The organism is Pelatocladus sp. (assembly GCF_059505505.1).
On the sequence record NZ_JCACKS010000122.1, the window covers coordinates 1 to 6738 of the forward strand.

At 39.5% G+C, this 6738-nt stretch carries 5 protein-coding genes; 2 read left to right on the plus strand and 3 right to left on the minus strand.

Annotated elements, in window-relative coordinates; all coding sequences use genetic code 11:
* The first annotated feature begins 230 nt into the window (after window positions 1-230).
* Window positions 231-1379, plus strand: coding sequence for an extracellular solute-binding protein (locus AC5JMK_RS11200; RefSeq protein WP_096679051.1), 1149 nt, complete (start codon window positions 231-233; stop codon window positions 1377-1379).
* 784 nt (window positions 1380-2163) lie between these two features.
* On the opposite strand, the gene AC5JMK_RS11205 is transcribed toward AC5JMK_RS11200, so the two are convergent.
* The 3 genes from AC5JMK_RS11205 to AC5JMK_RS11215 form a co-directional block, all read right to left on the minus strand.
* Window positions 2164-2667: a hypothetical protein gene (locus AC5JMK_RS11205; RefSeq protein ID WP_096676555.1), complete on the minus strand. Its 504-nt coding sequence runs from the start codon at window positions 2665-2667 to the stop codon at window positions 2164-2166.
* An 81-nt stretch (window positions 2668-2748) separates the two neighbouring features.
* Window positions 2749-3681, minus strand: coding sequence for a tetratricopeptide repeat protein (locus AC5JMK_RS11210; protein WP_096676554.1), 933 nt, complete (start codon window positions 3679-3681; stop codon window positions 2749-2751).
* Window positions 3682-3864: 183 nt separating this feature from the next.
* Window positions 3865-6486 carry a U32 family peptidase gene (locus AC5JMK_RS11215; protein ID WP_096676553.1) on the minus strand — a complete coding sequence of 874 codons (2622 nt, stop codon included), beginning with the start codon at window positions 6484-6486 and terminating at the stop codon, window positions 3865-3867.
* Window positions 6487-6516: 30 nt separating this feature from the next.
* Between AC5JMK_RS11215 and AC5JMK_RS11220 the strand changes: the two genes are divergently transcribed.
* Window positions 6517-6648 (plus strand): hypothetical protein, encoded by a 132-nt coding sequence (locus tag AC5JMK_RS11220; RefSeq protein ID WP_495910092.1) that lies wholly within the window; start codon window positions 6517-6519, stop codon window positions 6646-6648.
* The last annotated feature ends 90 nt before the right edge of the window (window positions 6649-6738 follow it).

The window sequence follows — 6738 nt, forward strand, 5'->3', positions numbered from 1 at the left end:
ATCCACCCTGCCGATCCTTGTTCTACCAGTTCATAAATTTGGCGAAGGTATTGTATTGAGCAAGATTAATATTGGCAGTTTGAACGAGAATATTCACTCTTGAGGTTGATGATACTAGCTTTTGGCAGCATCACAAAAAAAATAGATAAGATATATGATGATAAACTGACAAACTGTCTAATCAGCTAGCAATGGCTGAGGTTGAAACAATCAATAAAATTCTCAAATCAATGGATAGAAGGTCGTTTTTACAAGGTGGTACGACATTAGCACTGGCGCAGATGTTAATTGGGTGTAGTGGAAATAAACAAACAACCTTGAGTGTTAAGTTGTTGAAAGGTTCTATTCCTGGTCAGGTGGTTAATCAGTTTCGTCGCAATTTGCAAAAGGGAGTAAACTTAAATTTTGCTCCAGTAGAGCAGCTACAGAGTTTATTTGAGGAATTACAAAGTTGGTACAATCAATCTCAGGCAACTCCTAAGCAGCGATTGAGTTTTAATCTTCCCTTTGGCTCATCACAAAAACCTCAGATTGCTGACTTAGTGACATTGGGAGATTATTGGCTGAAAGCATCAATTGAAAAAAAACTAATTCAACCACTAGAAGTAGGACAACTAAAACAGTGGAAGTTATTACCGCAACCTTGGCAAGAATTAGTCACACGCAACGATCAAGGATTTCAGGACGCTAAAGGAAAAGTATGGGCTGCTCCCTATCGTTGGGGTAGTACAGTTATAGTTTATCGTCGTGATAAATTTCAAAAATTAGGTTGGACTCCAACAGACTGGAGTGATTTATGGCGGAGTGAACTACGCGATCGCATTTCCTTACTTGATCAACCGCGAGAAGTAATTGGTTTAGTATTAAAGAAGTTGGGAAAATCTTACAATACAGAAAATTTAGATGCAATTTCTGGCTTAGAGGCAGAATTAAAGGCTTTAAATCAACAAGTCAAATTTTACGATTCTACAAAATATTTAGAACCGCTCATTCTTGGTGATACTTGGTTAGCAGTAGGTTGGTCTGATGATGTTTTACCAGTAATTACCCGCTATCCACAACTTGCTGTGGCGACTCCTGTGTCTGGAACAGCATTGTGGGCGGATGTATGGGTAAAACCTGTGGGTGTTAAGCCAGAAAACTTAGCTGATCAATGGATTGATTTTTGCTGGAAACCAAATGTTGCTGAACAGATTTTGATTCTTACCAAAACCAATTCACCAATTCCTGTAAAAGTAAAACCGTCTAATATCCAAGAACAATTACAGAATTTCTTATTAAATCAAGATGACATTTTCGTGAAAAGTGAGTTTTTGCTACCTTTACCTCTGGCAGTAGCTGATCAATATAAATCATTATTTGCGAAAATCAAGAGCTAATGTAATCTCAATACAGTTCGGTTAAGGATTTTTCGTCATAATTTTGGGATTGTACCAGACCCGATATATCGCGTCTGGTACAGGATTTAAATGTTAATCGATTTGTTTTAGGCGAACCATATTGATACTAAATTCAGCTTAAGCAGACTGCTTGATTTGTTTGAGTCGTACTAAGACACAAAGAAGAAATTGCTTATTTCTCTATAAATTTAATTGTTATTTGCGTTCGCTTTCACATTTATGTAAATATTGTCTTATTTATAAGAAACATTTAAGTATTTCCAACAAATGCTTAAATGTTTTTTATAGATCACAAAGCTATCATAAGAAAGGTTTAAGTTTTTCTAATAAATGCTTAAATGTTTTTTATAGATCATTAAGTCATCATAAGAAAAGTTAAAGCATTTCTAACAAATGCTTGAATGTTTTCTATAGATCAGACAATTTTTGTGATTAACCTTAATTTAGTAAGTGCATAGACACGTGGTACTTCTTGGGGGAACATCCCAATTTTTTCAATATACCGCTAAAAATTTAAACCCTTATACCAATTATTCGTGAAGCTGCTTGGTATTAGCTAATAGTGCAATTCGTCTTTATAAGACTCAGATAAATGAAACTGCTAAGTAAGTCGGTTGGAATAAATCGATCTATGTTAAGCAATGTAAAATTATTGTAATCTAGTTCGTTGTAAGGACTTTAGTCCTAAAAGAAGGACTAAAGTCCTTACTACAAACCTTTAATTATTTACGCCGTTCTACTTAATATATCTAAAAAGAATTTCCTAATTTCCTAACCCAAAATTGCTTTGAGAATTTATTTCTATCCTACACAAGGATGGATTTGTTTTAAAATTACATGTATAGCTTGCTAAACGTTCCTGTTGATAATTAAAAATGCGGATGTTGTAACCATAAGTTCTAGCAATATCTCCCAAACCATTTACAAAATCGTAACGATCAAGATAATCTAGTAAACTCCAGATTTGTTGATTTACTATCACATCTACTCGCGCAGGTTGATGATTATTGAATGGATAAGCAATCCAGTTATCTAGGAGTTTCTTTTCGGAAGTTTCTTTAATCCACCATAAACTCGGAACACTTAACTGTCCTTGATCAATGGTATTTGCTGTCATCACAGAACTTTGAGGATTGGTCAATAAATCTAATTCTAAGGGTGCATCAGAAGGCTTGGGAATTGATGGAATTTCTGCTAGTGATGGTTGGTAAAATAAGCAAGAAATTGTAGTTAGACAGGTTCCTAAAATTAGAGCAAACTTGTGCATAAATTTATTGATTGTTGCTCATCAAGAGTTGATTTTGAGGGCTGAAGCCCTCAAAATAGGATTTGAACTTACCATCACTGACTAGGGACTTTGGAACAAAGCTTGAAAGCGTTCATCAGAACTAATGTTGTCAAAATCTGCGTGAGTTTTGATGATTTCTAAGTATTCTGGACAGAGGTTAATTGCTTGCTCCAATTTGACAATTGCGACTGGAATGTTATTTTTTTGAGCATAACAACGAGCTTTATTGTACCAAATCACAGGGTCTTTTGATTGCAATTGTGCAGCTTGATCGTAGCAAGCGATCGCATCATCATAATTTTCTAGATTTTCCCAAGCTATACCTTTGTTTAACCAAGCTTTGTAGTAATTAGGTTGAATAGACAAAACCCGATCAAAGCTCTTGATGGCTTTTTGATAATTTTTCCATTCATTCAAAGTTACGCCTCTGTTAAACCAAGCCATCACATTATCAACGTTGAATTCGATGGCGCGATCGTAACTATTGAGAGCCTCTTCATAGCGTCTGAGTTCTCTTTGAGCATTACCTTTGTTGTTCCAAGCCCAATAGGCGTCTGGTTGTAACTTCAAACATTGGTTAAAGCTGACAATTGCTTGTTGGTACTGTTGTAAGTCACACAAAGTCAAACCGCGATTGTGCCAAACAGTCGAAGCATTGGGGTTAAACTCAATTGCACGATCAAAGCTGTTGAGTGCTTCTTGGTGTTGTTCTAGCTTCCCTAGAGCAATAGCTCGATTATGCCAAACCCAACAATCATTGGTGCGTAACTTCAGCATCTCGTCAAAACAAGCGATCGCGTCTTGGTGACGACCCAACGAACCCAATGCAAAACCTTTTTGGAACCAAGCTTCTGGATAATCTGGCTTACATTTGAGTGCGGTGTCAAGAATGGCGATCGCGACTTCAAATTCTTGAGCCTTATTGCGTCGGAGTCCTTGCTGGAAAAAAAACTCTGCTTCCACGTTGAGAGTCAGCTTAAACGAGTTTGGCATCATACCCTAGAATGATTTTTTCTTTAATTTTTTAAAAACAATAACATAACTTAATAGCTAAATTCGCAAAATTAATTACAGTCATTGCGAGCGAACATTTCGCTACCCTTCGGGAACGCAAGGGTGAACGCTGCATTCGCAATGACATTGTGTCATTTACAAACAATTGTGGGTTTGACACCTTTAATGAATTACAGAACCACGAGTTACGCCTAGCTGATTTTGCAACTTTAACTCGCGCCAAAGTTGGGAACCTGTGATTTCACCCTTCAGCAATTGTTGATAATGTTGTATCGTTTGAGTTACGTAATTAGGAGACTCATTAACAAATTCAATCCGGAAGTTACATAAACCCAACTCTATTAAACGCTGTACATACTCTGCACCTGTTTGGGCTATCCCGTTAAATACCGTATTACGACAACCAGCATCAGCATGAAGGATGTGTTCTGTACCAATGCGATCCCGCAGTTTTACTTCATATTTTTCACACGGTCGTCCACAATTACGAAAGTCTGTTCCAGTAGATAAAAAGGCACAAAATACACAATGTTCCATGTGAAACATCGGCATATGTTGATGGATCGTCACCTCAAACCAATCAGGAGGACTACTTTTAAGTAGATCTTCAAGTTGATTGATATTTAAATCGTAGGAAGCACTCAGGCGTTCTAAATTAAAGTGGTTTTTAAATAAATCTGCCGTGAGAGGATTAGCAATATTAAGAGAAAAATCTCCGATACAGCGATCGCGCCCAAAAAATTCTAGGTGGTCATAATTCCGCACCAGATAGCCATCCGCCTCACACGAACGCACTTGCTGCAAAATCCAATTTTCTCCAGGCTTAGTAATTCGAGGTGGTGCAACCCAGATGCTAGGACTAGCAGAAGGTAAAGAATCAATTTCTCTCCCATGTCCCCCTTGTCCTTTCTCTCTTCCTTGGCGTACCATCTCCACCGCTTCACGATACTTGCGGGGATCTTCAAATTCACAGTAGATAGTATTAACGTCTGCTGCGAGTGCTGCTTGTAGTTGTTTAAGATTGCGTACTAACACAATTAAGTTAGGAGTTGAGGAAGCACAAAAGCGAGGAAGCCCAGAAACAGGAAGTAAGTCTGAAACAGAAGCGCTTGGATTGATTTGCCAACGCTTGGGTTTTCTTCGCAGTTTCTCCAATTGGGTAACTATTTCCCGTCGCATCCGATTTAACTCACTCACGGGTAGCATCAATTCACCAGTGAGGTTATTTGTCAAGTTGCCTAAGCAAAAAGGAGTATTACCCAGACGACCGAATTGTTCTTGTAAACGTTCTGGAGTTAGGGGTTTAGTGTGTGCTGCTACTAGTGGTGTTGTAGATTCTACGTGAGCAACATGACCAAGTTCATCATGAGCGATCGCCACTAAATTTTGTCCAACTTCCCCATGTACTTCAATATTAATTGGGCGCTGAAACTGCGGTACATCCCCTGCAAAACTCTGTCGTAATTGCTTATCAAGTTCCGGATCGCTAGTTTTCCAAACCTTATCACCCACATGCACTCGCCGCCAATTCAAATCTCGTCGTCCAAAGGTTAAGAGAGTTTCTTTTCCCTTTTTTTCTACCGCATAGATGCGTCCGCCTTCCTCCTTAGCCTCTGGATGACCGCAGTCAAACACAACACCATCTCCTGGTTTGACAGGTGCTTCTAACTTCAGGCTCACTTTTTCATTATGAATTCGGATTACCTCTCCCAAATAAACTCCCCGCTTTTTCCCAAAGCGAGCATGAACCAATTCCTGATTGTTAATTCCACGGTACCAGCCAGTATAAATTCCTCGTGAAAAAGCCATCTCCAAGTTGTAGCGTTCCTCCGAAGAAGTGGAGTAATTCTCCGTATCCCCATGTCCCCCCTGTCCCCCCTGTCCTCCTTGTCTTCTTGTCTCCTCTTCCTCTTCCAACTCCACCATCATCCGATCCAACGCTTGCCGATAAACACGAGTCACATTAGCAACATACTCTGGAGACTTCAATCGCCCTTCAATCTTGAGACAAGCTACACCCGACTTCACTAAATCAGGCAAAATCTCTAACCCTGCCAAATCTTGGGGACTGAGGAGATATTTTCTATCTCCCAAATTCATAACTTCCCCATCTACAATTAATTCATAAGGCATTCGGCAAGCTTGGGCGCATTCACCCCGGTTAGCAGAACGTCCCCCTAATGCTTCACTCGTCAAACATTGTCCAGAGTAAGCTACACATAAAGCACCGTGAACAAAGACTTCTAAAGGTAGCGAAGCGCCTCTGTATGCTAACTGGCTTTGAATTTTATTGATCTCGTGGAGAGAACATTCACGGGCAAGCACAACTAAATTACACCCTAAAGATTCCGCAAATTCCACACCAGCAGCACTCGTAATGCTCATCTGGGTGGAGACATGAATTGGAAAATCAGGTGATAGGTGACGAATGAGACGACAAATTCCGATATCTTGCACGATAACTGCATCTACACCCGCCGCAATCATCGAGCGAATATATTGTTGTGCTTCTCTGAGTTCTTGAGGAAAAATCAGCGTATTAAGAGTGACATAACCTTTGACACCACGACTATGCAGGTACTCCATTAATTCTGGTAAGTCAGCCTCAGTAAAATTTTCCGCCCGCATCCGCGCATTGAACCGATCCAAACCGAAATAAATTGCATCTGCACCATTTTCAACAGCAGCATTTGCACATTCCCAATTACCAGCAGGAGCGAGAAGTTCGGGAAATTGGAGTTTGGGTGAGGTGGTTTCGGAAATTTGTAGGCGATCGGCTTTCATCTTCACTAAGGCAGGATAGAGGATACCTTAGTGATTTTATCGTTGCCTGGGGGATGGTGTACAAAACAGGAGGAACGGAAGAATCGTCAATCAGAAATCCTCAGCTTTAATGTCACTTCACCAGAAGCTGGTTCTGTCCACAATCTTCTTGTTCCGTTTTGATCGGTTGCTACTATACTTCCTTCTATCTTGGATTGCTTATTAAACATCTCCAAAATAGTATATTTTGTGGTAAAAGAACGTCAATAGAAG